The following is a 26,921-nucleotide window of genomic DNA, read 5'->3' as shown; positions in this document are numbered from 1 at the left end:
TGGAAACTCCAATATATCAAAAAGCAAAGGGCTTTTCACGTTTATTTTAATGATTTCAGTATATTATTCTGTTTTTGTCACAAGTCAGAAAGTTCAGACTCAAGTACTTCGGGGTTGCCTGCCACAAGCTGTTCCATGGCCGCGACACCCCCTGCAGCCGCTGCAGTGCCCGGGAGGCCTTTGCCACCTGTAAACCGGTACATACGGAAGTGAGCCAGCGCAACGACCTGACCAGCATACGGGTCAGCATGCACCCCATACCCGGTCAGCAGGGTCCGCCCCGATACCTCCTGGTCCACGTGGCCGACATTACAGAGGCCAGGAAAACCGATCTCAAACTCCGGCAGCAGGAACGCTTTCTACAAGCCATCCTCGACAATCTCGAGGATCCCGTCTGGATCAGAGACCGGGATTATCGCTACCTGATGGCCAACTCCTCCTTTTCTTCCCTCTTTGGCCTGAAACCGGAGCAGATCATCGGCAGAAAGGCCGAGGCCCTCCATCCCGAATCCTCCTTTACCCAGGTGGACTCCACTGACCGAAAGGCCCTGGAACAGGGAATAGCCGCCCGGCTGGAACAGCCGGTCACCGACATCAACAACACCCACCATCTCTTTGAAATACGCAAGATCCCGGTCCATGATGACCAGGGTCGGATCATCGGTGTTGCCGGTATTGCCAGGGACATCACCGATCGCAAGGAAATGGACCAGAGGTATGAACAACAGGAGAAACAGCTCCAGGAAAACGAGGCACTGCTCAGGGAAATCCTCCAGGCGCAGGAAGAGGACAGGGAGATCCTCGAACAGCAGTTGATCGAAGGGCTGCAGCATGGCGTACTTCCCTACCTGATAAAACTGCAGCAGACCAACCTGGAGCCCATGGCCCGTCTTTTTGTGGAGACCGCCATGTCCAACGTGAAACAGATTCTTTCCTCCCATGGCGCAGAACTCTCCACAGGTCTGCTTCGCCTCACCCCCATGGAGCTGAAAATCGCGGAACTGGTACGGGAAGGTATGCAGACCAAGGAAATAGCCGCCCGCCTTGGCCTCTCGCCGGCCACGGTCAACACCCACCGGCGAAATATCAGAAAACGACTTGGACTCAACAAGAAATCCACCAACCTGCACAGCTTTCTCAACAGCATCTCCCTCCAGTAGGTATTAAAAACCACCTATTTTATACTTATTTTTTCATCATTGTATTTTTCACCCCATCACCGATAATAGACTGACGAGCGAACGATTTTCATTCCCGTTGTCATCAAAAGATATTTTGATTACCACTGAAATTCAGCCTGAATAAGGGATACCTTCGCCTGAGCGCCATGGAGCTGCACAGCAACAAAAAAACGCCCAGACATTCTCGTTCCTCCGCTCCGCGGTGAACGATCCATCAACCCTGGTACCGCTCCTGCGGTACCCTGATGTACCTGGCAGGAACGGCCCATGGACCGAAGGACGCGCTGAGCGATCAGTCCAGAGATCAGGAGCTCCGACACCGATTTCCGGCATCACCCCGCAGAGCGGGGCATGGCCTGCCGCCACTTAGTCGGCTACACGGTCACCTGCGTGACACCGCGGAGCGGTGATCACGAGTTTTTTTATTTGTTGCTTGCAGAAGTGTCCCTTTGAACAGCTACGTTTTCTCCACAGGTAGAGAGAAGAGGCGATGATATCCCTCATATCGGTGACAGCTGAGTTTCAGTGGTAATCACAAAAGATATTGCATGGAAACTGACACCCTCATCAGTTGTGCCTTTTTTTGCTGACCAAGCGAATCATCCTTCGGAAAAATCCTGTAATACAAGCTGGGATGTATTGCTCCGCAACATATCCCCGCAATATAGCCACCTGAACATCCATAGATGAACAACACCTGATGGAAGCGGGACGGTCCATCTTGCCCTCAGGCCCTTATGCAAGGCACCGGGAGATGGTAAGAGAGGAAGGATCCTTTGTTCCCTCTGTCGGACAGTGCATATCATCAACACATACAAACAATTTTATACCTGCGGTTCAGTGATGAACCCTGGCTTGACCAGATAATGCAGTCCGTTACAGACGGGCGGAAAAACATATCAGAGTACCAGAGTACAGGGGAGACAGTATGAAGATTGCGGCAACACGGTGTACGATCTCACAAAAAATCTTTTTCCTGGCCATGACAATGGTGGCCTTGAGCCTTGTGATCACCGCCATCGCCATCACCAGGTTCAACCATATCGATCGACAGGCAGACCGCCTGGAAGAGATCAATGCCCTGGGCCTGACCATGGCCGACCTCAAAGTGAACCATATGCTCGAGGCGGAACGGCTGCAAAGCATGCTCGCCGATCCCCAGAACCATCTCCAGCAAAACAACTTCCTGGACAAGAGTATCTGTAAACTGGAAAAATGGCTGAAAGGCGGAGAGCGGGCGACTGCCGGGGAACGTTTTCCGCAGCTTATCCCCCTGTTTGGCAGAATCGAGCAGGCCCACAACAGACTGCATGACGCCACCCGGAAAATCAGCCAGCCTGCTGCCAGTTCCGACCAGGACCCGGCAGAACTGAGCACCAGACTCAAGAGGATCTACCGGGAGGAAACCGCCCCAGCCCTGATGGATATACGAAAGGGCCTGCAGGACGCCAGAAGCTTCCTGGACAGGATTGCCAAAGAAGAATCCCTTTCCCAGCAGGCAGCGATAACCAGGTCGAGAAACCTGATCATTACCATGGCCGCCTCGGCCCTGTTCCTTGCCCTTGGCCTCAGCTTCCTGCTCTCCCGAAACATCAGGGTTCCCATACGCCAGGTCTCCGACTTTGCCCGCCAGATGGCGGATGGCAATTTCTCCGGCCAGCTTTCCCTGGCGCGGAAGGATGAGATCGGTGACCTGGCCGCCTCGCTCAACAGGATGAGCCTGGGTATCAGCGCCATCCTCCACGGGGTCAGCTCCGAGGTAACCATCCTTGGTATTTCGTCCAAACAGCTGAACTATATCTCAAAGATTCTCGCCAACGGGGTCAAGGTGACCAGCACCCGGGCGGAGAACGTGGCTATGGCTACTGAAGAGATGTCGAGCAACATGAATTCAGTGGCCGCGGCCAGCGAAGAAGCGTCCACCAATGTCAGTATCGTGGCCAATGCATCGGAGGAGATGCAGCGCTCGGTGGAAGAGATCTACGCCCGAACCGAAGAGGCCCGCTCCATTTCCCAGCAGGCTGTGAACCTGGCCGACGCCTCCTCGGACCGGGTAAATATCCTCGGCAGGGCAGCGGCGGAGATCACCAAGGTAACCGAAGTGATCACGGAGATCTCGGAACAGACCAACCTCCTGGCCCTCAACGCCACCATCGAGGCGGCCCGGGCCGGCGAGGCCGGCAAGGGATTTGCCGTGGTCGCCAACGAGATCAAGGAACTGGCCAAACAGACCGCCGAAGCCACCGGTGAAATCAAGGCAAAGATTGAATCCATCCGCAGTTCCGTCGACGACACGGTGACCGAGATCCGCCAGATCAGCGGGGTCATCAACCAGGTGGACGAGGTCGTCTCAAGCATTACCACAGCGGTGGAAGAACAGACCGAGACCACAAGAGAGATCACCGGCAGTATCATTCACGCGGCCCAGGGGATAGCCGAGGTGAATGAAAACGTGGCCCAGATCTCAACGGTCACCGGTGACGTTGCCCAGGACATCACCGAGGTGAGCACAGTGGCGACGGAGATATCCGGTTCCGGGACAGAGGTCAGGGACTATGCCGGCACCCTGTCTCAGGTAGCCGTCCGGATGAAAAAAGGAGTTGGCCGCTTCCGGCTGGCCAGCGGTCCGGAGGTAGCGGCCCTCAACCCGCCGGTAACCGAGGAGCTGGTCCAGTGGGACAAGCGGATCATGATCGATGTCGAGGAAATCGACAACCAGCACCATAAACTCCTTGACATCATCAACGACTTATATCGTATCATGAAGCGTGGAGAAGGTCCTCAGGCCATGCTCACCGTGGTGGACCAACTGATCCAGTACACCCGAGAACATTTCTCTTTTGAAGAGGAGATGCTCCGCCGCGCCGGTTTTCCGAGCCTGAAAGACCACCAGGCCCTCCATGCTCGATTGATTAAACGGGTTGAAGAATACCAGCAGAAACTACACAGTGGCGAAATGGTCGCCGACGAACTGATGGAATTTCTCAGCGACTGGCTGGTGGTGCATATCAAGGCCGTGGACACGAAGTATGTCCCCTATGTCAAAAACCCCAAACACTGACCGGCGGTCTGCAACAGCGTCACACCCTGAAGTACCGGTTGGGGCCCCCGTCCCGGCACGGGGGCTGGAGATACGAATGAAACACTTTGCAACACTTCTGGTCCTGCTCACTCTTTTTCTCTTTCCCCTGCCGGCTTCCGCCTCTGAACCGCTCCTGGATGCCACCTACATAACCATGGCGGATAATTTCTTTATCCTTTACGACCCGTCCACGGCCATGTCCGAACCCTACCGGAATACCGGCATGACCCGGCTGGAAATGGAAAAGGAGATTATCCGCCGCTCCAACCAGAGCCTGCCCGAACTGAACTGGCAGGCCGGTCTCTACCCGCACTGGAAGAACGGCCTGTGGCTGCATGGTTCGCCCATGGGTTTCAAGCCCTACTACCGGTTGCAGAAATACGACAAGAAGAAATATGGCGCTGCCCTGGAAAAGCTGCCGGTCATTCCCACCGGCCCCCCCATGCTCCAGGTCGGCCTCATGAAGCTCGAGCATCTGCTGGGTCTGCCCGGCCGCACCGAGGTCTTTATCTTTTCCGACGGGCAGCACTCCACCTACCCGGACCTGGAACCGGACCCCCTGACCCAGGCCAGGAAGCTGGCCCGGGAGTTCGACGTCTGCTTTACCATTGTCTCCAGCGCCAGGACCAGGGAGGCGAAACAGCTGCTGGCCGATATCGCCGCGGTCAACTCCTGCTCCCAGGTCATTGACTTTGACACCGTGGCCGTCCACCCGGAACACCTGCTGGGCAAACTCTACATGAAGACCAGTGATGTCCGGTTCAACAATGTCCTGTTTGATTTTGACAGGTATGAGATCAAAAAAGAGTACCAGGGGCTCCTGAACCGGCTGGGCACCTTCCTCAGCGAGCATCCCTCAGCCTACGTGGTCCTCTCGGGATTCACCTGCAACATCGGCTCCGAGGCCTACAACATGCGGCTGTCCGAACGGCGCGCCAAAAGCGTCAGGGACTATCTCAAGAAAAAATTCAATATCGATGACCAGCGCATGCTCCTCTACTGGTACGGCTATGCCAACCCGGTGGCGCCCAACGATACCGAGGCCGGACGAAGGAAAAACCGGAGGGTCACCATTGCCATCAGAAACACAGGCCCGGGAACCGATCCCGGGAACCCCTGACCAGAAACGGTGGTTCAGGAGTTGTTCTCCGGTTCCGGGGCGGTGAGCCGGTGGATTTTTTCCCTGAACCGGCGCCAGAGAGAGCCGGATTTCTGCTTCAGTTTCTGCCAGCTGCTGCGTGAGCCCTCCCGGCCAGCCTCCAGCAGTTCTCCGGACTCTCCCCTGACCTGAGCAAGAACCTTTTCGGATTTCTTTTCAACCTGTTCCATGGTCCGGGAGGATTTTTCCCGGGTCTTCTCCCAGGCCTTCCTGGCCGTCTCGCTGGCGGCCTCCTCCACGGCCTCCACAGCCTCGGTGAGCTCTTTCTGCGCTTTTTCCCAGCGGCCCTGCGCCTCACGGGCCTGCACCCGGAAGGCAGCGCACACCAGAACCAACACCAGAACACCAAACCCGAGCTTACGGGCCCACAACGCTGTATCCATACTCAGAGTCCTCTTCAATCTGTTGACGCCCAGTCATCTTGTCTCCGGCCGCCTTCTCCCTGGCCCGGGAAAAAGCTTTGTAGCGGCTGCCAGACACGCTGGCCACAACCACCGGGCCGGACAAACCATTCGACTTTCAAGATAATATTATCTATAATTCACCTGCAGGAATTTTTCTCAATCTTTTCAAGCAGGGAGAATCCAGGGCCATGCGTCAAGGACGAATTATTCTACTGGTACTGTTCGTAGCCTTTGCCTGGCAGCCACGAACCTCTGTGGCCGAAGTCCTTTCCCCACCCGCCATCTGGAGTGTCGGGGAAGCGGTCAGATTTGCCCTGCAAAACAGCCCGGACTCAAAAATCGCCGCCCTCCGGATCGAGGCCGCCAGGGCGGCCACGATTCAGGCCCGCTCCACCTTTCTGCCCCGCCTGGACCTGAACGGGGAATACAGCCGCACCGACAACCCCATGTACTCCTTTGGCAATATTCTCAACCAGGGGGTGTTCAATAACTCCATCGATTTCAACGATCCCGGGGTGTCCGATGATCTGAAGCTGCAGGCAACCATCAGCTACCGGCTCTACAACGGCGGCCGGGACCAGGCCCTGATCGCCGCGGCCAGGGAGCAGGAATCCGCCGCCGTGGAGCAGCGCCATGCAGTGCTCAGCCAGCTGGCCTTCGAAGTGGTCCGCAGTTTCTATACCATTGTCCAGGCCGAAGAAACCGTCCAGGCACGGCAGTCTGCCATCGAAGCCATCGAGGCCTCACTGGCCGTGGCCCAGGCCCGCTACGATGCCGGTGACCTGCTCAAGGCAGACCTGCTCAACCTGGAAGTCCAGCGTTCCCGGGCCAGAGAAAACCTGATTCAGGCACGGCACGGCCTCAACCTGGCCCGACGCGCATTTCTCAACCTGCTTGGACTCACCGAGGGAACCGTGGTGGTTGATCCCACCCTGGACAAAATGCAGGAAATACCTGAGGATCTGGATCCGGTGAACCGGCCGGAACTCAAGCGTCTGGACGCCATGATACGGGCTGCCCAGGCCAGTGTTCGTCAGGCCCGGGGCGGACGCTATCCCACCGCCGATGCCTTTGGCAGCTGGCAGGCCGAAGAAGGTCTGGAACTGGATGGCTCCGGCACCTCATGGATGGCCGGCGTCAAACTCAATTACACCCTGTTCGACGGCCGCCGGACCGCGGGCCAGATCGCCGAGGCCCGGGCCAAACTGGCCGAAGCCCGGGAACAGCGCCGGAAAATCGCCCTGTACATCAATCTCGAAATCGAACAGGCCCGGCTGGCCCTGCAGCAGGCCGGGGAACGGCTCCAGGTCACGGAAAAAATGGTCGAACAGGCGCTGGAGACCGCCCGTCTCTCCCGGGAACGGTTCAAGGAAGGAGTTATCCTCTCCTCGGACCTCATCAGTGTGGAAAACCGGCTCACCGACGCCCTGGTCCGTTGTTCCCTGGCCCGGACCGAACGCCGTATCGCCATTGCCGATCTGCGCAGAGCCGTGGGCCTCAGCCAGTTCGCCATTCCGGGTACCCAAGAATAATCCTATCCCCAACGGTTGTCCCATGAAACCATCCCTGTTCGTCAAGACGCTTGGCATCAGTTGCTTACTGATCCTGACCGTTTCCACGTCCGCCTGGACGGTGGAAGAAAAAAAACAGACCGCTCCGCCACCACCGGTGGAAGTTACGGCTTCTGAAGTGGAAGTCACCAAACTCGTCGATCAGACCGAGGTGGTCGGTACCGTGGAGGCGGTCCAGCAGGCCCGGATCGCCGCCAAGGTCAGCGGCACCATCAGCGAGATGCCCATTGTTCTCGGCTCCCGGGTGAAAAAAGGCGACCTGCTGGTCAAGATCGCCGCCGAGGAGATCTCGGCCCGGGTTCTCCAGGCCCAGGCCCAGCTCGAACAGGCGCGGCGCAATCTGGAACGGGAAAAGAAACTGCTGGCCAAAAATGCCTCAACCCGGGAAACGGTAAAATCCATGCAGGACATATATGCGGTGGCCCGGGCCGCCTACCGGGAAGCCCGGTCCATGCTCCGCTACACCACCATCACCGCACCATTCACCGGCGTGGTCACCAGGAAGATAGCCAGTGTGGGTGACCTGGCCACCCCGGGCACCCCGCTGCTGCAGCTGGAAAACAGTGACCGTCTCCAGGTGGTGGCGGCCATCCCCGAGGCCCTGGTGCTGGCCATCAAACTCGGTGACACCCTGCCCATCTCCATCCCGGCCCCGAAACTGGAGCTGACCGGGACCGTGGCGGAAATCGCTCCTGCCGCCGACAAGGTCACCCGGACCTCTCCGGTCAAATTCGACATCCCCACCGCCCCCGGCCTGCGCACCGGCCAGTTTGCCCGGGTCCGGTTGCCGGCCGGCGCCACCCGGACCATGTTTGTGCCGGTGTCGGCCGTGGTACCCTTTGGCCAGATGGACAAGGTATTTGTGGTGGAAAACAACATCGCCCGGCTGCGGTTGGTGCGCACCGGTATGCAGAAAGGCAATCAGCTGGAGATTCTGGCCGGCCTGGAACCCGGTGATCTTGTGGTAACCGATAACAACCGCCATCTCGTGGACGGCGCTCCCCTGATACTGCGCAAATGAACCAGGACAGAAACGATACAAACCCGGTCGAGCATCCAGGGTTTGCCGGCCGGCTGGCAGCCGCCTTTGTCAACTCCAAACTGACTCCCATCACCATTGCCGCCTCGCTGCTGCTCGGGCTGCTGGCCATTGTCATGCTGCCGCGGGAGGAAGAACCGCAGATCAAGGTCCCCATGATCGATGTCATGGTGGCCATGCCCGGGGCCTCGGCCAAGGAGGTGGAGGAGCGGGTCTCCATCCCCATGGAGAAGCTGCTCTACGAACTGCCCGGGGTCGAGTACATATATTCCACCTCCATGCCCGGCAAGTCGTTGCTCGTGGCGCGTTTCTACGTCGGTGAAGACCTGGAGAAATCCATTGTCCGGCTCAACCAGAAGCTGGCCACCAATTTCGACCGCATACCGCACGGTGTCTCGCCGCCACTGGTCAAGCCACACACCATCGACGACGTGCCGGTTCTGGCCCTGACCTTTCACAGCACCAAATATGACCACTATACACTGCGCCGACTGGCGGCCCAGGTGGATGATGCCATAAAGAGCATCTTTGCCGTGGCCGAGACCAGGTTGATTGGCGGCACCCGTCGCCAGGTCCGTATTCAGTTCGACCCACTCCTGCTGGCCTCCCGCAACCTCTGCGCCGGTGACCTGATCCCCAAGCTGCAGCAGGCCAACCGCCAGGCCTACTCCGGTGACCTGCAGTCCATGAACAATGAAGTGCTGCTGCAGACCGGGACCTTTCTCTCCTCGGCCAGGGAAATCCGCCGCATCGTAGTCGGTGTCCACGGCGGCAACCCGGTCTACCTGGAAGACGTGGCCAGAGTTCTCGACGGTCCGGAGGAACCGGACAACTATGTCCTGTTCGGCCGTGGCCAGGGCGCACCCGAGGAGGCAGCGGTCACCCTTTCGGTGGCCAAACGGCCGGGATCCAACGCGGTCAGAGTGGTGGACACGATCCTGGAAAAGGTGGAAAGCCTCAAGGGCACCCTCATTCCCGAGGACATCGAGGTCACCGTGACCCGGAACTACGGAGAGACCGCGGCCGAAAAATCCAACGAGCTCCTGCTGCACATGGGCATTGCCGTCTTCGGCGTGGCCCTGCTCATTCTCTTCTTCCTGGGCTGGCGGGAATCCATCATCGTCATGCTGGCCATTCCCTCGACCCTGGCCCTGACCCTGCTGCTCTTCTACCTGTACGGCTACACTCTCAACCGGATTACCCTGTTCGCCCTGATATTCTCCATCGGTATTCTGGTGGATGATGCCATCGTGGTGGTGGAAAATATTGTCCGTCACCTGCGTTTGCCCGCCAATCGTAACCGGCCCCTGATGCAGATTGCCATCGAGGCGGTGATCGAGGTGGGCAACCCGACCATTCTCGCCACCTGGGCGGTCATTGCCGCTATCCTGCCCATGGCCTTTGTCGGCGGGCTCATGGGCCCCTACATGCGGCCCATTCCCATCGGCTCGTCAGCGGCCATGATCTTCTCGCTTCTCATCGCCTTCACGGTCACCCCCTGGGCCGCGGTGCGGATCCTGAAAAAGGACTGCAGCGAGACAGAATGCGCCATTGAACCGGAAGATGACAAGGATCACGCCCCGGATGATTTCTTTACCCGGATGTATCACCGGGTCATGGACCCGCTTCTGGCCCATGCCTGGGCCCGGATCCTGTTCTTCATCATCATTGTAGCCATGCTGCTCGGTGCCTGCTCCATGGTCTATTTCGGCCTGGTCAAGGTGAAGATGCTGCCCTTTGACAACAAGTCCGAATTCCAGGTCATCCTGGACATGCCCGAAGGATCCACCCTGGAACAGACCACCCGGGTGGCCCTGGAGATGGCGTCGGTGATCGGCAGGGAGCCCGAGGTCACCAACTACCAGATCTACGCCGGTACGGCCTCACCATTCAACTTCAACGGCCTGGTGCGCCATTATTTTCTCCGTTCCGGGCCGACCGTGGCCGATATCCAGGTCAACCTGCTGCCCAAGGGGGAACGGGACAAACAGAGCCATGACATCGCCAAACGGATCCGGCCGGCGGTCACTGCCATAGCCCGGAAACATGGAGCCGCCGTGGCCGTGGCCGAAGTACCGCCCGGACCACCGGTTCTCCAGACCCTGGTGGCCGAGATCTATGGGCCCACCGACGGTGACAGGCTCAAACTGGCGGCCAGGGTCAAGGAAATCTTTGAAACCACCGAAGGGGTGGTGGACGTGGACTGGTACCGGGAGAAGGACCGGACCAAGACAGTGATCATCGTTGACGAGGAAAAGGCAGCCCTGAACCATATTTCGGAGGCCGAGATCACCCAGGCCGTCCAGCTGGCCATGGGCTCCATCTCCATCGACCTCTTCCACCAGCCCCGGGACAAGGAAGAGATCAACGTGGTCCTGGAACTGCCCCGGGCCATGCGCACCCGGGTGGAGGGGTTGCTCAACATCCACCTGCGGGCCGGCCAGGGTCCGAATGCGCCGCTGGTACCGCTGCGCGAACTGGTCAAGGTGGAGGAACGACCGGTGGACCAGCCACTCTACCGCAAAAACCTCAAACCGGTGATCTATGTGACCGGTGACGTGGCCGGGGCCGCGGAAAGCCCGGCCTATGCCATCTTTGCCATGAACAGAAAGCTCGCGGCCCTGGACGGCCGGGAATATGGGGCCACCGCCAGGAAAATCGAGATATTCAACCTGCACCAGCCCTTTTCCGAGACCGAACCGGCCATGAAATGGGATGGCGAGTGGCACATCACCCTGGAGGTATTCCGTGACCTGGGGCTGGCCTTCTGCGCGGTTATGATCCTGATCTACATGCTCATGGTGGGCTGGTTCAAGGACTATATCACCCCGCTGGTGGTCATGGCGGCCATTCCCTTTTCCCTGATCGGCATCCTGCCCGCCCACTGGGGATTCGGGGCCTTTTTCACCGCCACCTCCATGATCGGCTTCATGGCCGGAGCCGGGATCGTGGTGCGTAACTCCATCATCCTGGTCGACTTCATCGAACTGCGCCTTGGCCACGGCCTGCCGCTGGCCGAAGCCGTGGTCGAGGCCGGTGCCATCCGTTTCCGGCCCATGCTGCTCACCGCGCTGGCCGTGGTGGTCGGCGCCTCGGTGATTCTGGCCGATCCGATTTTCCAGGGCCTGGCAATCTCACTGATGTTTGGCGAGATCGCCTCACTGCTCATCAGCCGGATGGCGGTACCGGTCCTCTACTTCATGGTCAAGAAACACCAGTTCAAAACCAGCTCGCACAACGGAACCTGAACATCAGGGCAGCTGGCACCCGGCGCGACAATCCGGGTGCCTCAACCAGGAGAAACCATGGACATCATCGAGATCTGGAAACCGGAATACGTTGTCGGGGTTGAGGAGATCGATCAGCAGCACAGGTATCTTTTTGAGCTCTGGGTCCTGCTTGACAACATCAGAAACCAGCCGGAAAGCAGCCTGTCACTCAAGCAGGCGCTCCTCTCTCTTCTTGACTATGTGGAGATCCATTTCTCCACCGAGGAAAAATACCTCCAGCACCATCCCGAACTGGAAGCGCACCGCAGGCTGCACAAGGCCTTTATTGACAAGACCAGGGAATTCTCCGCCCGCTTCGAAGCAGGGACCCTCGATATCGGCCAGGTGGCCGATTACCTGTACAACTGGCTCTGCGAACACATCGTGGGAACCGATATTCCCTACTTCCTTGAACTGAAAAAAACCTCCTGAGTCCATCGCCTATCATCAATCCAGCACCTTCCGGATCGTCCGGGCCAGGTCGTCGCGCAGCAGCGGCTTCATGAGATATTCCCGGATACCATAACGGCGGGCCTTCTCCCGGTCCACCACCTCACTGAAACCGGAACAGAGGATGACCGGTAGCCCGGGACGGATAGCCAGTATTTTCCTGGCCAGGGTCAATCCGGTCATCTCCGGCATCATCATGTCGGTGATAACCAGGTCAAACCCATCTGGATTGCGCTCAAAAAGCGTCAGGGTCTCACTGCTGCTGGAAAACGTCGTTACCTTGTAGCCGAGATTTCTCAGGATACGCCTGGTAATTTCCCCGATGTCCTTTTCGTCGTCGACAAAGAGAATATGCTCGCTGCCGCCGGGGACATCTCTGAAGCCGCCTGCATCAGAGAGGGTGGCTTCTTCCTTCAGCACAGGAAGATAGACATGAAATTCAGCCCCGTGACCCAGCTGGCTCTCCACGGTGATGACGCCGTTATGGTTGGCGACAATACCATGCACCACCGACAGACCAAGCCCGGTGCCCTGGCCCTTTTCCTTGGTGGTGAAAAAGGGATCGAATATCCGGTCCAGGAGCTCGGGTTCCATGCCGCAGCCGGTGTCATGCACCTCCAGGTGCAGATAGGTGCCGCCCGATAATTCCCGGTGAATCCGCTCCGCCGCCTCGTCGGTGAAATCGTCCTGGTGCAGGCCGACACGCAGGATTCCCCCCTCCTGGCCCATGGCATGCCTGGCATTGGTGCAGAGATTCATCATCACCTGATGCATCTGGCTGGGGTCCGCCAGGATCGAACCGCAGTCCAGATCAATATCTTCCTCAAAGAGGATGGTGGCCGGAAAGGATCGGCGCAGGAGTTTGAGTACTTCCTTGAGAATATACTGCATCCGGACCGGCCGCATCTCGTTGCGTCCCTGACGACTGAAGGCGAGAATCTGCCGGACGAGATCCGCGGCCCGCCTGGCGGCCTGGATGATCTTGTCCAGATCGCGGCACAGAGGATTATGCGGTCCGGCTTCGATTTTCATGACCTCGGCATAACCGAGGATCGCAGAGAGAATGTTGTTGAAATCATGGGCAATACCACCGGCCAGGGTTCCAATGGCCTCCATCTTCATGGCCTGACGCAACTGATTCTCAAGCTCTGCTTCGCGGGTCACATCCCGCTTGACAGCCACATAATTGCTGATCCGTCCGGAACTGTTGCGGACCGGTGATATGGTCACCTCCTCTTCAAACAACGACCCGTTCTTGGCCCGGTTGATGATATGGCCATGCCAGACCTCGCCCCGGGTTATGGTGTTCCAGAGTTCAGAGTAAAAGGCAGCGTCGTGTTTGCCGCTCTGCAGGATGCGTGGATTCTGCCCGATAACCTCCTGGCACGAGTAGCCCGTCACCCGTTCAAAGGCAGGATTGGCGTATTGGATGGTTCCGTCAGCATCTGTGATCACCACTGTCTCGGCAGCCTGTTCAATGGCGGCGGACAGTCGCCGTCTGTCCTCCTCTGCCTTCATCTGGTCGGTGATATCCCGGGCCACGTGAACGATGAAGATCATCTCGCCCTGTTGATTCAGGACCGGCGAGGAGGATACGTCGAAGAACCTGTCCGAGCTGTCATAATTCATGATCCTGTTGTGGAACTGACCATCCCGGCGGGTCTCCTCCACCGGACAGCCCTGGCAGGGTGATGTACGGCCGAGGAGAAAGGCATAACAGGTGGTGCCGATGAGATGTTTGGGGTGGGTCCCGCAGAGCTCTCCGGCGGCCCGGTTGGCCCGGACAATACGCATCTTCATGTCCTGGATGGTGATGATGTCGGTGATGGCATCAAAGGTCTTTTCCCAGGCCTCCTTGCCCTGACGAAGGATCTCCTCCACCCTGGTCTGTTCCGTGATATCCCGGCCGGTAACGATCAGGGCCCGGCGGCACCCATCCTCATTGAACAAGGGGATCTTCACCAGGTCGTAGACATGGGAATCACCATCCGGGCTGGAGACGATCCGTTTTTCCCGACAGGTTCTGCCCTCTTCCCACACCCGGTTATCGCTTTCCACACAGCGAAGGAAGTTGTCCCGGTACAGGCTGCTGCAGCGGGCCAGCTCGGCATCGGTCTTGCCCCGGTAGGATACCCCGGCCAGGCCAAAGAGCTCCAGGTTGTGGTTGTTGGCCAGCAACCAGCGGCCTTCTCCATCCTTGAGGCAGATGATATAGGGGATGGTGTTGATAATGGTTTCAAACTGCTCCAGGAGAACGTTCTTTTCCTGGACCGCCCCTGCATCCTGGTCCTCCACCACCCGGCCGTCACCGTCCACAGGAGTGACTATCTCCAGCCTGACCAGCCGCCCATCAGGCCAGGGAATGGCCCTGGTCCGGCACTGGAACCGCTCACCGGTTAATGGATTATGAAGCGTACGGGACACAATGGGTGCAGGCCCGCCCTCTTTGTCAAGCAGTTCCGGGCCCGGACAATGATCACATGGCTGGTCCCGGTCTGGAAAAAGGAGCCGCCAGCACACCCCTTCGACTCCGCCCGACAACCGCTGGCGGCCGCTCCGATTGAGAAACAAAATTTCCCGGGTCGTGATGTCGGTCACGCAAACCATGGCATCAAGAAGATCCATGGCCATGGTGAACCGCTTATCCTCCCCGGGCGAACCGTTCTGTTGCTCCAGCCTGCGCACCTGCTCTTCCAGCCGGGCAATGCGGTCCCGGGCCTTGTCCAGGGCCGCCAGGCATTGCTGGGCGGACATGTCTTCGCTTTTCATCATGAGGTACTGAATCTATTGAATATCTGAACCACCATGGACACCGGCCGTGTCCAGGAAGTTACATTTTTTCAGATGGCTGCTCTCCGGGGACAGAAGCGGGAAGCAGCCCTGTGGCCGGAACATCTCTCCAGCTCCGCTCCTGCCTGCCCGGCCTGTCGAGGCCGATTTTTTTTCATGGATAAGAAAAGCCGTATACCTATTGTATGGAACGGTATGAAAAAAGCAAGAATCGTTGGGACCCAGGAGAAAAAGAGGGGAATCCCGCTTTTCCGGGTACGACGGCATAAAAGAAAAAATGACGCTGTCAATATGGCCCAGGTGGTCTATTATAGGAACCAATCGGTTCCTTCCCGTTCATCATCGCAGGTTCAGGAAACCACGAGCCCGCGTTCTTCATACAATCCCGTGCAGATGCAGACAAAAACAACGCTCAAGAAAAGACGCGCCAGGACAGTCCCCCGGTTCACCGCCACCTGCGGGGCCGGTCTCGAATCATTGCTTGAAGAGGAAATTCAGGAGTTCGGCGGCCAGGATATCACCACCATGCCCGGGGCTGTTTCCTGGCAGGGCAGCCTGGAAACCGGATACCGGGCCTGTCTCTGGTCCCGCTTCGGTTCCCGCATCCTGCTGGAGCTGGCTCGTTTCCCGGCCCCGGATCCCGATACCCTCTACAACGAGGCCGGTAAAATTGACTGGGATGCCCATTTTTCCCCGGATACCAGTTTCGCGGTCTACTGCACCCTGACCGATGCCGAACTGAGCCATTCAAAATATGCCGCCCTCCGGGTCAAGGACGCCATTGTCGATCAGTTCCGCACCCGGGCCGGCAGAAGGCCCGACGTGGATGTCTCTGCCCCGGCCATCCGCTTCAATCTCCATGTGCGGGGAAAAGAGGCCACCCTGTCGCTGGATCTTTCCGGTGACAGCCTCCATCGCCGGGGCTATCGCCAGGCTGCAGGCGAGGCACCGCTCAAGGAGACCCTGGCCGCGGCCATCGTCCACCTGGCCGGCTGGCGCCGCGATACACCACCGGATACCGTGCTTCTCGACCCCATGTGCGGCAGCGGTACCCTGCTCATCGAGGCGGCGCTCATCTACGGAGATTCAGCTCCGGGTCTCATGCGCCACCAGTTTGGTTTCATGGCCTGGAGTGGCCACCGGCCAAAACTGTGGCAGCGTCTCGTGGATGAGGCCCTGGAGAGGGAGGCCCGGGGCATGGAAAAAAAATGGCCGGAGATGATCGGCTACGATGCCGACCCCGCCGTGGTGTCGGCGGCCCGGCAGAATATCGCCATGGCCGGCCTGGAGGACAGGATCCAGGTCAGCCAGCGCCAGCTTGCCCACCTGGAGTCACCCGCGTCCCGCGGCCTGATGGTGACCAACCCGCCCTACGGCGAACGACTGTCCCAGAAAGAGGCCGTGAAATATCTCTATCGCTGCCTGGGGAGAATTTTTCGGGCCCGTTTTCCCGACTGGCAGCTTGGCTTCTTTACCTCCAATCCGGAACTTGCCGATATGACCAGGCTGTCCTGGGACGGGAGGTTCCGGCTCTACAACGGCCCCATAAAATGCCGGCTGCTGGTGGGCGGGACAAAAACAAAAGAGCCCTGGCGCGAAGAGGAAACCACCTGGACCCTACATGAGGTGGACGATCCTGGTCCGGCCCGGGATTTCGCCAACCGGCTGCGAAAAAACTGTCGGGAGCTTTTTCCCTGGGCCAGCCGGGAATCGATAACCTGTCTGCGTATCTACGATGGTGACATGCCGGAATACAACCTGGCGGTGGATCTCTATGAACAGTGGGTCCATGTGCAGGAGTACGCGCCGCCAAAGACCATTGACCCGAAAAAGGCCCGGACCCGACTCAACCAGGCCCTGCAGGTCATCCGTGACATGCTCCAGGTGCCCCACAGCCGGATTTTCATCAAGACCCGCCAGCGCCAGAAAGGCAGGGCCCAGTACCAGAAGAAACAGGGCCCGGGCAAACTGTACGAGGTCCGCGAGGGGAGTTGCCGTTTCCTGGTCAACTTCACCGACTACCTCGACACCGGCCTCTTTCTCGACCACCGGACCACCCGGCGGATGCTTGGTGAACTGGCCCGGGGCAAACGGTTTCTCAACCTGTACGGCTACACCGGCTCGGCCACGGTGCATGCGGCCATGGGCGGCGCCCTGGCGACCACCACGGTGGACATCTCCTCCACCTATCTGGGCCGGGCCCGGGCCAACATGTCACTCAACGGCTTTGGCGGCCCGCAGCACCTCTTCATCCAGTCCGACTGCCTGCAATACCTGCGGGAGACCAGGGAACGCTTCGGGCTGATCTTTGTCGATCCGCCCACCTTTTCCAACTCCCGGCACCGGAAGGAAACCTTCGATGTCCAGCGCGATCACGAACAACTGCTGCGCCTGGCCATGCGCCGGTTATCCAAAAACGGCTTACTTGTTTTTTCCACCAATTTCCGCAAATTCCAGCTTGCCCAGGCCCTGGAGGATGACTTCCGGGTGGAGGAGATCACCGGCGAGACCATTCCCCGGGACTTCCAGCGCCACAAGGGCGGTCTCATCCACCGGTGCTGGCAGCTGCGCCACCAGGATGCTGATCAGGAAAAAGACAGGATTCAACAGTCATCGCAATGAATCAAGGAGCAGGGAGCATGTATCCTACAGCCATGGAAACCGTCCAGATCGTTGATGAAGAAAACCGGGAAATCGCCGCGGTCCCGCGCCACATCATGCGTGAGCAGAATCTCATCCACCGGGCCAGTTATATCCTGGTTTTCAACCGGGAAGGACAGCTCTTTGTCCAGAAACGAACCATGGACAAAGACGTCTATCCCGGCTATTTCGATATCGCCGCCGGCGGCGTGGTCCTGGCCGGCGAGAGCTATGAAGAGGCGGCGAAAAGAGAACTGGCCGAAGAACTGGGGGTGAGCGGCGTAAAGCTCAACGTTCTCTTTGATCAGTATTACGAGGACAGGGACAACCGGGTCTGGGGGCGCATCTTCTCATGTCGCCACGAAGGGCCGTTTGTCCTCCAGAAGGAAGAGGTGGCCTGGGGCCGGTTCATGGACCTGGCCGAGATACTGGCCCTGGGGAACCGGGAGCCGGTGACGCCCGACGGGCTTGAGGTTCTCAAACGGCTGCAGGAGACCCCGGCGCTGCTGTCGAAAATAAAGAAGGGCTGAAATGCGGGATATGATTGAAGAGTACAGTTTCGGACGTGTGCGGATACATGGCGAGGTCCATACTTCGGACATCCTGCTCCAGGGGGACCGGGTGCTCCCCGGCTGGTGGCGCAAAAAGGGCCATGGCTGCAGCCTGGACGACATCCAGGAAGTGCTGGAACCCAGGCCGGAGGTCTTTATCCTGGGCACCGGAAGCTCGGGTCTGCTGCGGCCGGACCCGGACCTGGAAAGGGAACTGGCAGCCCTGGGAATACACCTCGTAGCCGAACCCACCGCCAAGGCCGTCCTGCGATACAATGAGCTGCTCAGGAACCGGAAAACCATTGCCGGGGGACTGCACCTGACCTGCTGACCCATGCCGAGCCCGGACCCGCTGCATATCCGTTTTCAGGGGAATCTCAGAGAACTGCTCCACCCCCGGCTGCGCAACCGATCCTCCGTCGGTCTCCACCTCAGGGAACCGGCCTCTATCAAGGATGTGATTGAATCGCTGCGGGTTCCACATCCCGAGGTCGGAATCATCGAGATCAACGGTGAACCGGTGGATTTTTCCCGGCTTGTGCGGGGCGGCGAAGAGGTCACCGTTCTGCCCCTTCCGGTTCCCTGTCCGGTCCTGGAGCCCACCCTGCTCCGTCCGCACCCGCTGGACCGTATCGCGTTCCTGGTGGACATTAACGCCGGAAAACTCGGCCGGCTGCTGCGCCTGGCCGGGTTCGATACCGTGCTCCCGTCACCGGGTCAGGAAGATGGTGAAATAGCCCGCACTGCCGTGGCCCAGGGCCGAATCCTTCTGAGCCGGGATCGCGACCTGCTCAAACGGAGCATCATTGATTTCGCTCACCTGGTCCGGGCCCAGGACCCCTGGCAGCAGCTTGCCGAAATCCTCACCCTCTACGGCCTGAAGAAGCAGGTCGACCCCTTCAGCCGCTGCCTTAAATGCAACACACCCCTCAAGCCCGTCACCAGGGAACAGGTTCTGGAGCGACTGCAACCCCTGACCAGAAAATATTACAGCCGATTCGCCATCTGCCCGGGGTGCGATAAAATTTACTGGCAGGGATCCCACCACGAAAAAATGCTCACCCGGTTACAGAATATTCTGTGTTGAGGAGCACTCGATTTCTGCAGGAACCTTATCAGAGCCAAATTAAAGGCGAGCCTGCGTAACGATCAGAATGTACATAATTTCTTCTGCTGTGAGCGAGACAATCCTTTTGATCCAGACCTTGAGGACAGCGGGAATACCGGGGAAATCAAGTCTGAAAAACCAGTTGTGATGATTGAAGAGGCCACCTCTTTTTTACGTCCCCCAATCATCCTCCGCGATTCTTCTTCTGGCATCATGCTGGGTACATTCCCGTTGAATGTCTGCTTTCGTCCGCTTCCAGATGTTCAGAGTCGAACACAGTCTATGTGAGATTAAGCCTGGGCTACTACACGGAATACGCTGAGGTCGGCAGGCGGATTGAAGCATTGAACTATCAATTGCAGACGTCCTGAACCTGCACCGTTTTCATGTTGTTTATTCTATTCGTTCCCCTGGTTCGCCAGGTTCAAGGCATTTTTCAATGTCCTTACGATACAGTGTCTCTTTTTCTTCCAGAGCCACAACGAGCCGGTCCAGTTGGTCACGATGTTGTTTAATGATTTCCAAAGCCTGTTTTTCTGATTCAATAATCATATCGTGCACCGCCTTGTCTACGGTCTGGGCGGAATGCTCACTATAGCGACGGGGCTGAGCGATCTCGCGCCCGAGAAAAGGATGCTCTTCGCTTTCGCGCAGATCAACCGGACCCACTTCATGCGACATGCCCCAGCGAGCCACCATGGCTCGTGCGAGGGTGGTGACCGAACGAATATCATCATCCGCACCAGAGCTAACGGATCCAAGCAGTTCTTTTTCTGCACTGCGCCCCCCAGAATCACGGTAATCCGATCGCGTAAATATTCTTCTGGCAAGGTATGACGTTCCTCCACAGATATTTGTTGCGTTCCACCCAGTGCTCGGCCACGGGGAATGATCGACACTTTATACAACGGATCGGCATGAGGTATATAATAGGCGACAATAGTATGACCTGCCTCATGCACGGCCAGTCGATGTCGCTCCTCAGGCTGGATGGCCATGGTGCGCACGGAACCGAGCAACAGCCTGTCACGCGCCTCATCAAAATCCTGCATCAAGACCGTCTCCCGTTTGCAGCGGGCAGCCAGAATCGCCGCCTCGTTGACCAGATTTTTAATATCTGCACCGGAGAAGCCCGGGCTACCAGCCGCGATCTTGTCCAGTTCCACATCATCGGCCAGGGGAACATTACGGGTATGCACCTTGAGCAGAGCGATCCTGTCCTTGCGATCGGGCAGATCCAGAGTGACATGCCGATCGAAACGACCAGGGCGTAACAAGGCAGGGTCCAGCACATCCGGACGGTTGGTAGCGGCCAGTACAATGACATTTTCCCGCCCGGTGAAGCCATCCAGTTCGGCCAGAATCTGGTTCAGGGTCTGTTCACGCTCATCATGGCCACCGCCCAGGCCGGTACCGCGGGTACGCCCCACGCTGTCCAGTTCATCGACAAAGATAATACTGGGGGCATTTTTCTTTGCGGCGGCAAACAGGTTGCGCACCCGGGATGCACCGACACCGACAAAGACTTCAATAAACTCGGAGCCGGATATAAAAAAAAAGGGCACCCCCGCTTCACCCGCCAGCGCCTTGGCCAACAGAGTCTTTCCTGTCCCCGGTGCTCCCATCAACAGGACACCGCGGGGTATTTCGGCCCCCAACTTGCGAAACTGCTCCGGGTGCTTGAGAAATTCTATCAGTTCGGAGATTTCCCGCTTCGCGTTATCCTGCCCGGCTACATCGGCAAAGGTGACTTCGGGTATGCCGGCTTCCTTTACGGGTGATTCGAGGAATTTTTTCAGCTCTCCCGTTCCACCAAGATTTCTGGCTGTGCGTGAATAGATAAAATAGAAAAACAGCATAAGTAACACCCAGGGCAGCAACACCAGCAACACCCTCATTAAGGTGCCCTTGCCACGTTCTTCGGCAATCATTATGTTGACGTTTTGCGACTCCAGCACCGGTATCAGACTTTCATCCCCAAAGCTGGGCAGACGCGTACTGAAATTGCTAGCCACTTCCTGTTGTGGTCCAATCGGCATCGGTATATTAAACACACCCTCAATTACCAACCCCCTGATAATCACTTCCTGAACCTGACCCTTCTGCACAAAGGTTTTGAACTGACTGTAGGCGATCTCATAGCTCGGTTCAGGTGTTCTCAGGCCTATTGACAGCCAGTAATAAGCAAACGCGGCGACCAATCCGATAAGCACATAGCGCATCCAGGCTGGGTAAGGCGTTTTTTGTTCTGTGTTTTTATTCATTCGCTTCTCATTTGCAGTTTACCATGAATATTACGCCTGACTTATAAGCAAGGCCTATGTTTGCAAAGCTCGAGAGTGTAAGTGATAAGATAAGAGATCGCTTATCAGGGCAATAACCCTGATGGGAAGGTTATTAGAAGGTGAGGGGGTGATAAGAAGGTGATAAGAAATCGCTTTTCAGGGCAACGACCCTGGCGGGAAAAAGACACAGTGAGAAGGTCTATCCCGCATTCACTCCCAACATCGCCGCAACCGACGGTCTTAGCGGGCATAGAATCGTACTATCAGAGGACCTGTCCCCCTTTTCCAATCGCCCCGCACAGGCCCCAATTCCCTCGACGATTTAATAAGTCCTACAAAACAGCCAGTTATAAGTCAATAGCTTTTAGGCGTGTCTGGAAATATCGTTGCGGTGCAATCAGTTCCAGAAGAGCAATGATACGAAGAGTAGAGGTGTCTGCAAGTATGGAGAGGCATGTTCAGTCCGGCCGGGCTGTCAATCGCAGGCAATATACGGCTTATTCGGAACCTGGCCTGGTAAGCGAATGCAAAGCGACTTCGGAATTTTTTGATACACTCCCGCCATGTCGGGGTCACTGTCGCAGCTTAACGGTGGAAAACGGACTGCAAAATCAGATCAGCACAGCATAACCTGATCTGCTTCTTAGTCTTTCCACAGCCTGAACAGTTCCTCTATACCCTTTGCCGCCAGCATGGCCATCTGGCCGAAAAGCTCAGGAGCAAAAGGAGTTCCCTCGGCCGTGCTCTGCACTTCAATCCAACGACCATCACCGGCCATGACAAAATTAGCGTCAACCTCGGCTCTACTGTCCTCTGAATAATCCAGATCCAGCAGAACCTCGCCGTCCACCACCCCGACGCTGATGGCCGCCACCGGTAAAACAGCGGGCAGTTCCGGAATCATCTCCCTTTCCACCATCCGCTCCAGGGCCCTGCGCAGGGCCAGGGCCGCCCCGGTGATGGAGGCGCAGCGGGTCCCGCCATCGGCGTTTATCACGTCACAGTCAACCCGCAGGGTATGGGATCCCAGTTCCGCCAGGTCCACCATCATCCGCAGCGAGCGGCCGATCAGCCGCTGGATCTCGTAAGTTCGGCCCGACCGGCCGGTGGCCGCCTCCCGCCGGCCGCGGCTGTGGGTGGCGCAGGGCAGCATCCCGTATTCCGCCGTGATCCATCCCTGACCGGTCCCTTCCAGAAAACCAGGGACCTTTTCCTCCACGGTCACTCCGCACAGCACGTGAGTGCCACCCATCCTGATCAGCACCGAACCATCGGCATGGGGCTGGGCATCATACTCCAGGGAAACCGGCCGCATACCGTCCGCGGCCCGGTTATCTTTTCTGTTCATCGTTTTCTCCTCTATCGGTCAACGCGATTCTACAAATCTTCCTTAAAAGCTGCCTCTTCTTTTTCCCGGGGAGATCCAACCATAGCAAAACAGCGTCGCAAAGAGAAGCCAAACGCCACTCCCGAATCGAAAGAGTTGCGCTCCGGTGCCAAGAACGGGATGTTCCACGAACATGGTTACAGGGCAACAGAGTGAACACGGGGAAAGAGCTGCGGGGCTACCGGCAGGACATCTGGAAAAATCAGCTCAGCGCCACAAGGGACAGTAGAAAAAACACCCCAAAAGAGGCGATGAACGCCTGGGCTTTCGGGGGTGACGTCGTTATTTTTTATCTTTACCACCCGGACGACAGCCCGGCCAGTCAGGCGGCGGCTGACCGGTTGCGGCACTCTCCCATCCCCGAGGGTTCCTTCAGGGCGGTCAAGACTGTGGCCAGCTCGATCATGATGCCAAGTCCTTCCTGGACCTCGGGCCGCCGCATGGCTGCCAGCATGCCAAAGACGCCCCGGACCGGCTCCACCTGCTGAAAATCGATCTCCTGCAGACGGGATCCAACCCGCTGGGTCACGTCCATCATCTGTTCGGCCGCCTGAAACACACCTTTTCGCTGCATACAGTCCAGGCGGGCAATCAGTTCGTTGAAGGCTGGCTGGGACAAGGCGGCGGCATCTTTCTTGAACTCCATCATCGAGCCCAGCATCTTCATCATATCCGCGAGGTTGCCCATGTTGATGACAAACTGTTTGATCAGCTCCTGCAATTTTTCCGGTTCAAAACCATGCAGGGTCTGCTGGAGCCGCTCGACCAGTTCTTTGAACATCTCCTTGGAATAGGGTTCAAAGTCGTTCTTGAACTCCACTATCCTGTTCAGGGTCTTCATGGCCTCGGTGAGATTTTTACTGGAAACAAGCAACTGCCCCATCATATCGCCGATGTCTTCCAGTTCAAACTGCCGGTCCAGGCCGCTGAGCTTGGTGATGGCCTCGGCCACCATCTCGTTTATGAGGGGCTGCAGGTCCTCCTTCAGCTCCACGTAGGGCCGCACAGCCCGCTTGGCTTCCCGGATCTCCTCGGTAAGGATATCGAGCTTTTCCAGGATTTTTTCCTCATTGGTCATACCGCGCCCCCTTACTCCTGAACTTTGCCGGCCAGCGACATCTGGGCCTCAAGCGGCATCTCTTCGCCGGTGACCAGTTTGTTCCAGTAGACCCACTTGAACATCATTTTGCCCCAGTGATTAGCCTTGGACTCACCAAGCAGGGAAAACGGTCCCAGGCCCGGCAGGGGAAACTTTCCGGGCAGGGGCTCGTACTCGTAGTTGAAATCGATGAGAGCGGCCTTGTTGAATCCGGTCTCGATGAAGCAGTTGGCATGGCCGTCAAAATCTTCGCGGATCGGCTCCTCTTCCAGTTCCCGGATGAAATTTTCCACCATGACCTCGGCGGAAAAATGGGCCACCGAGCCGGCTTTGGAGGTCGGCAGGGTGGTGGTGTCCCCCAGAACCCACATATTGTCATGCTGCTCGGCCTTGAGGGTATGGTTGTTGGTCTTGACGTAGCCCACTTCATCCATGGCCACTCCGGATTTGACCAGGAAGCGGGCCCCGACGTTGGGCGGGATGGAGACAAGCAGGTCCCAGTCAATGGTCTCGCCGGCGGCGGATACGATCTGCTGCTTTTCGCAGTCCACCTCGGCCAGGTCGTAACTGGCGGTTACCTGTATGTTCTTTTCTTCGATGAGCCTGGTGAAAAAGGCACTTGCCTTGGGTTTGGTGAAGGCACCCGGCAACGGGGTCACCAGCCGTATCTCGATCTGATCACGGATGCCGCGCTCGGTGAAATACGCGTCGGCCAGATACACGAACTCCAGCGGCGCCACCGGACATTTGAAGGGAAACTCGGCAATATTGAGGACCAGCCTGCCTTCCTTGAACTTCCTCAGCCTGCGGCTGAGATTGACCGCCCCCTCCAGGGTGTAGAAGTCAAAGATCTGGCTCTGCCAGCCATCCATCATGCCGGGCACCTCCTCCGGGGCGATGCTGACCCCGGTACAGATTATGACCTTGTCATAATCATAGCTGCCGGCAATGGTTTCCACGCATTGATTATCCGTGTCCACGGCCACGATTTCATCGACGATGAAATTGATACCTTTGCCGATGAACTCGGTCCGGCTGCGGACCACATCTTCTGCCTTATAAATGCCAAAAGGAATGAACAACAGCCCCGGTTGGTATATATGACGATCATCTTTATCGATAATCGTGATAGACCATTCATCGCGGTCGAGTTTTTTCCGTAACTTGTTGGCCACCATGGTTCCGGCACAACCCGCACCGAGAATAACCAGCTTTTTCACATTCCACCTCCCAAATTCTGTGGATCATTGGATTGACTGCCCGGAGGACAGCCTTGCAGACACCAGGGGTATCCCTGCCATTTAAAGGAGATGTGGTTGTGCGGTCAGCCTGGCCACCTCTGGAGATCCCTTTCCTTTTCATGCACCACACGCTTCAGCCTTCAATGTGGTACAGGGGTATCTGTATTAATGTCACACGGTGGCACCAATATCAACAGAAATATGTAAGCTGACTGAAAAGTGGCCCTTTCCCGGCAAACGAAGGTCCTCCGGGGGAACGCCCAAAAAAAAAGCGGCTGTTCCCGTCAGGAACAACCGCACCAAGAGGATGGAACAGAAGGTAAAAAAGAAGAAAAAACCGGTACTACAGCTGTCGCTTGTCAATCACCCGCCGGGACTTACCTTCGGAACGTTCCAGGGTTTTTTCCTCGACCAGCTTGACGTTGACGCCGATCCCCAGCTCCGAGGCCAGGCGGGCCTTGATGAGATCGACCATTTCCCTTTGTTTCTTCATGGAATCAAAGAAAATGGACTCCACCACCTCGACCAGGACCGTAACCTTGTCGGAGTGGTTTTCCCGCTCAATGACGATCTGATAATGGGGCTCGGTGCCCTCGATCTCAAAAAGGACCTTTTCGATCTGGATCGGGAAGACATTGACTCCCTTGATAATCAGCATATCGTCACTGCGGCCGATGATCCGCTGCATCCGGGTGAACGTCCGCCCGCAGGAGCAGGGTTCGGGCATGAGCCGGGTCAGGTCCCGGGTCCGGTAGCGGATCATGGGAAAGGCCTCCTTGGTCAGGGTGGTGACCACCAGCTCACCCACCTCCCCCGGAGCCACAGGCTCCAGGGTCTCCGGATCGATGACCTCAAGGAGAAAATGGTCCTCGTTGATATGCAACCCGTTACACTCCTGGCACTCGCCGGCCACTCCAGGCCCCATGATCTCGGACAGGCCGTAATTGTCGGTGGCGACGATACCGAGTTTATCCCGGATCTCCTGACGCATGGCCTCGGACCAGGGTTCGGCCCCAAACAGGCCGACCCGCAGGGACAACCCGTTGGGATTGACCCCCATTTCCATCATGGTATCGGCGATGATCAGCGCATAACTCGGGGTGCAGACCAGGGCCGTGGTCCGGAAATCCTGCATGATCTGGATCTGGCGCTTGGTGTTGCCGGCCGAAATGGGGATAACCGAGGCCCCGATCCGTTCGGCCCCGTAATGGAGCCCGAAACCGCCGGTGAACAGACCGTAACCAAAGGCGATCTGGATAACGTCATCCTTGGTGACCCCGGCGCCGGTCAGAATCCTGGCCACCAGGTTGGACCAGTTCTTGAGATCGTTGCGGGTATAGCCCACCACCGTGGCCAGCCCTGTGGTCCCGGAGGAGGAATGGATCCGGACCACGTCGCGGAGAGGGACGGCAAAAAGGCCGTAGGGATAGTTATCGCGCAGGTCCTGCTTGGTGGTGAACGGCAGCCTCCGGAGATCATCCAGGGACTTGATGTCCTCGAAATTGACCTTCAGCTCATCAAATTTTTTACGGTAGAACGGCACATGGGTGCCCACCCGGTACAGTGTCGACTGAAGCCGTTCCAGCTGCAGCTGTTCCAGGCTCTCCCTGTCCATACATTCTTTTTCCGGTTCCCAGTACATGGCAAGTTTGAAGGTAGAAGTTT

At 57.6% G+C, this 26,921-nt stretch carries 17 protein-coding genes and 1 pseudogene; 11 read left to right on the top strand and 7 right to left on the bottom strand.

Translation table 11 applies throughout. From position 1 onward, the window contains the following. Positions 1-74: 74 nt before the first annotated feature. The 3 genes from GF1_RS01770 (at position 75) to GF1_RS01760 (ending at position 5,383) form a co-directional block, all read left to right on the top strand. Positions 75-1,160, top strand: coding sequence for a PAS domain-containing protein (locus GF1_RS01770; protein WP_267927912.1), 1,086 nt, complete (start codon positions 75-77; stop codon positions 1,158-1,160). Between the two features lie 949 nt (positions 1,161-2,109). Then, a complete protein-coding gene (locus GF1_RS01765) occupies positions 2,110-4,242 on the top strand; it encodes a bacteriohemerythrin (RefSeq protein ID WP_267927911.1) in 2,133 nt (710 codons plus the stop codon). Positions 4,243-4,318: 76 nt separating this feature from the next. Beyond that, positions 4,319-5,383, top strand: a complete 1,065-nt coding sequence (locus GF1_RS01760) for an OmpA family protein (protein WP_267927910.1) — start codon at positions 4,319-4,321, stop codon at positions 5,381-5,383. A 14-nt stretch (positions 5,384-5,397) separates the two neighbouring features. Here GF1_RS01760 and GF1_RS01755 read toward each other — a convergent pair whose 3' ends face one another. Next, the gene (locus tag GF1_RS01755; RefSeq protein WP_267927909.1) at positions 5,398-5,805 is read right to left on the bottom strand and encodes a hypothetical protein; all 408 of its coding nucleotides are present in this window, start codon (positions 5,803-5,805) and stop codon (positions 5,398-5,400) included. Positions 5,806-6,014: 209 nt separating this feature from the next. Between GF1_RS01755 and GF1_RS01750 the strand changes: the two genes are divergently transcribed. The 4 genes from GF1_RS01750 to GF1_RS01735 are packed head-to-tail and all read left to right on the top strand — an operon-like array spanning position 6,015 to position 12,137. Continuing rightward, the gene (locus tag GF1_RS01750) at positions 6,015-7,358 is read left to right on the top strand and encodes a TolC family protein (RefSeq protein WP_267927908.1); all 1,344 of its coding nucleotides are present in this window, start codon (positions 6,015-6,017) and stop codon (positions 7,356-7,358) included. Positions 7,359-7,380: 22 nt separating this feature from the next. Next, entirely contained in the window at positions 7,381-8,418 is a 1,038-nt protein-coding gene (locus tag GF1_RS01745) for an efflux RND transporter periplasmic adaptor subunit (protein ID WP_267927907.1), read from the top strand. Further along, positions 8,415-11,684: an efflux RND transporter permease subunit gene (locus GF1_RS01740; RefSeq protein ID WP_267927906.1), complete on the top strand. Its 3,270-nt coding sequence runs from the start codon at positions 8,415-8,417 to the stop codon at positions 11,682-11,684. Before GF1_RS01745 ends, GF1_RS01740 begins: the two co-directional genes overlap by 4 nt. Before the next feature lie 57 nt (positions 11,685-11,741). Continuing rightward, positions 11,742-12,137, top strand: a complete 396-nt coding sequence (locus GF1_RS01735; protein ID WP_267927905.1) for a bacteriohemerythrin — start codon at positions 11,742-11,744, stop codon at positions 12,135-12,137. 15 nt (positions 12,138-12,152) lie between these two features. Here the strand turns inward: GF1_RS01735 and GF1_RS01730 are convergent, their stop codons facing one another. Beyond that, positions 12,153-14,927 (bottom strand): PAS domain-containing hybrid sensor histidine kinase/response regulator, encoded by a 2,775-nt coding sequence (locus tag GF1_RS01730; protein ID WP_267927904.1) that lies wholly within the window; start codon positions 14,925-14,927, stop codon positions 12,153-12,155. A 411-nt stretch (positions 14,928-15,338) separates the two neighbouring features. Here GF1_RS01730 and rlmKL point away from each other — a divergent pair, with 411 nt between their 5' ends. The 4 genes from rlmKL to GF1_RS01710 are packed head-to-tail and all read left to right on the top strand — an operon-like array spanning position 15,339 to position 19,223. Then, positions 15,339-17,567, top strand: a complete 2,229-nt coding sequence (gene rlmKL, locus GF1_RS01725) for a bifunctional 23S rRNA (guanine(2069)-N(7))-methyltransferase RlmK/23S rRNA (guanine(2445)-N(2))-methyltransferase RlmL (RefSeq protein WP_267927903.1) — start codon at positions 15,339-15,341, stop codon at positions 17,565-17,567. A gap of 17 nt (positions 17,568-17,584) precedes the next feature. Then, positions 17,585-18,115: an NUDIX hydrolase YfcD gene (gene yfcD, locus GF1_RS01720; protein WP_267927902.1), complete on the top strand. Its 531-nt coding sequence runs from the start codon at positions 17,585-17,587 to the stop codon at positions 18,113-18,115. A gap of 1 nt (position 18,116) precedes the next feature. Next, positions 18,117-18,467: an MTH938/NDUFAF3 family protein gene (locus GF1_RS01715; protein WP_267927901.1), complete on the top strand. Its 351-nt coding sequence runs from the start codon at positions 18,117-18,119 to the stop codon at positions 18,465-18,467. Positions 18,468-18,470: 3 nt separating this feature from the next. Beyond that, the gene (locus tag GF1_RS01710) at positions 18,471-19,223 is read left to right on the top strand and encodes a Mut7-C RNAse domain-containing protein (RefSeq protein ID WP_267927900.1); all 753 of its coding nucleotides are present in this window, start codon (positions 18,471-18,473) and stop codon (positions 19,221-19,223) included. Positions 19,224-19,637: 414 nt separating this feature from the next. Here GF1_RS01710 and ftsH read toward each other — a convergent pair. The 5 genes and pseudogenes from ftsH to GF1_RS01685 all read right to left on the bottom strand — a co-directional run bounded on the left by ftsH (position 19,638) and on the right by GF1_RS01685 (position 26,898). After that, a pseudogene (gene ftsH, locus GF1_RS01705) lies at positions 19,638-21,466 on the bottom strand (ATP-dependent zinc metalloprotease FtsH). A 706-nt stretch (positions 21,467-22,172) separates the two neighbouring features. After that, positions 22,173-22,877: a ribonuclease PH gene (gene rph / locus GF1_RS01700; RefSeq protein ID WP_267927899.1), complete on the bottom strand. Its 705-nt coding sequence runs from the start codon at positions 22,875-22,877 to the stop codon at positions 22,173-22,175. A gap of 361 nt (positions 22,878-23,238) precedes the next feature. Beyond that, a complete protein-coding gene (locus GF1_RS01695) occupies positions 23,239-23,994 on the bottom strand; it encodes a DUF1641 domain-containing protein (RefSeq protein WP_267927897.1) in 756 nt (251 codons plus the stop codon). Positions 23,995-24,005: 11 nt separating this feature from the next. Next, entirely contained in the window at positions 24,006-25,235 is a 1,230-nt protein-coding gene (gene sqr, locus GF1_RS01690) for a type III sulfide quinone reductase, selenoprotein subtype (RefSeq protein WP_267927896.1), read from the bottom strand. Between the two features lie 364 nt (positions 25,236-25,599). Further along, positions 25,600-26,898, bottom strand: coding sequence for a phenylacetate--CoA ligase family protein (locus GF1_RS01685; RefSeq protein ID WP_267927895.1), 1,299 nt, complete (start codon positions 26,896-26,898; stop codon positions 25,600-25,602). Between the last annotated feature and the right edge of the window lie 23 nt (positions 26,899-26,921).

This window comes from Desulfolithobacter dissulfuricans (assembly GCF_025998535.1).
In the GTDB taxonomy this organism is placed as follows: Bacteria; Desulfobacterota; Desulfobulbia; order Desulfobulbales; family Desulfobulbaceae; genus Desulfolithobacter; species Desulfolithobacter dissulfuricans.
This window is presented reverse-complemented; position numbering and strand designations above follow the sequence as displayed.